The organism is Hansschlegelia beijingensis (assembly GCF_014196425.1).
GTDB classification, from domain to species: Bacteria; Pseudomonadota; Alphaproteobacteria; order Rhizobiales; family Methylopilaceae; genus Methylopila; species Methylopila beijingensis.
This window is the reverse complement of record NZ_JACIDR010000011.1, coordinates 1,274-2,692: the sequence shown is the minus strand read 5'-3', so window position 1 is coordinate 2,692 and position 1,419 is coordinate 1,274. Positions and strand designations below refer to the sequence as shown.

1 protein-coding gene and 1 pseudogene are annotated in these 1,419 nt (G+C 68.1%); both read right to left on the bottom strand.

Going from position 1 to position 1,419, the window contains the following annotated elements:
• Window positions 1–685 (bottom strand): annotated as a pseudogene (locus GGR24_RS17440) (aminomethyl transferase family protein); the annotation flags it as partial.
• A 60-nt stretch (window positions 686–745) separates the two neighbouring features.
• A partial coding sequence (locus GGR24_RS17730) for a heme-dependent oxidative N-demethylase family protein (protein ID WP_246398667.1) occupies window positions 746–1,419 on the bottom strand: 674 nt, incomplete at its 5' end.

Genomic DNA, 1,419 nt, shown 5'->3' with positions numbered 1-1,419 from the left:
CCCAGGACGCCGCGCACGCCCCGTAGGGTTTTCCGGCCTCCATGATGCTGTCCCACAGGAAGGGCGCGTCAGCGGCCGAGCAGAACACCTCATAGCCGCGCTCGGCCGAATAGCCGCCGCGCGCGATCGAGACCTCCCTGCCGAACAGTTTTGCGGGGCGGTGCTCGAAATATCTGAGGGTCGCGAGGTCGAAATCGGCGTGCGGCTTCAGGATGTCGAGCGCGAGCGGCCCCTGCAGCGACAGGATGTGGACGTCGTCGTCCTTGGCCCAGCGCGCGTCGAGCCCCTGGAAGAAGCCGTCGATGACCTCCTCGAGCCGGCCGCCGCCATGGCTCAGGCGGAACGCGTCCGGCCCGTCCCGATAGACCAGCACGTCGTCGATCAGCGAACCGTCCTGGTCGACGATGTTGGAGATCGCCGACTGGCCGGGCCGCAGCCGGTCGACGTCGGTGGTCAGCATGCGGTTCAGCGCCGTGACCGCGTCGGGCCCCGACACGTCGATCATGCGCAGCCCCGAGACGTCGAACAGCCCCGCCTTCGAGCGGACGATCGCGGTCTCCTCATAGGGGTCGGTCGCATAGCTCTGCGGGATCGGCATCCCGTTCCACTCGCTGTCGAGCGCGGAGCCGAGCGCCTGGTGGCGGCTGACGAGGGCGTTCCTGCGCGGGAAGTCTTCGGGGCCCATGGGCGTCCTCTCGATCTGGCGGTTTGCGTCGGCGGAGAAGTCTTGGGTCAGTCCGGCTGCTCAGTCCGGGAAGAAGCCCGGCGAGGTCGGGGCGCCGTCGTCATGCCGGGCGAGCCAGTCCACCGTGGTCTGGCGGTAGCGGGTCAGGCCCTTGTAGTCGGCGAGCTCGGGCGGCAGGCTTTTCAGCACCCGGTGGAGGCGGCGGCCCCATTTGGGGATCGTCACCAGCTCCTGCATCTTGATCATGTAGGCGCGGATCGAGAACACGATGGCGTTCGAGCGCGGCAGCCGCCACAGCGCCTGCAGCTCGACCCGGAGATGCACCTTGTCGCCGACGTTGTCGGGCGTGACCGTGGTCCGGTCGACGCCCCAGCGGTGGTAGTTCTCCGGGCTGGTGTCGAGTCGCGGATTGACCGTCATCGTCCAGTTCAGCCGGCGCACCGGACGGCCCTGCTGCAGGTTGAGCAGGAACTTCAGCGCCCGGTCGAACACGCCGAGATCGTGCGCGAGCGGCACCGGGCCGTGCCATTCCATGAAGTTCATGCCCATGTCGAAGTCGAGCGACCAGTCCGCCTGGGTGGTGACGATGCCGGCGTCCATCCAGAGATTGTCCTGGCGCTGGTCGAGCAGGCAGAAGTCGCCCTGACATTGCCGCGTTATGTACTCCATCGGCGGGCAGGGCAGCGTCGCGGCGTCGCCGAAGGCGAAGGTCTGGTCGATCCCGAGCGGGCGGT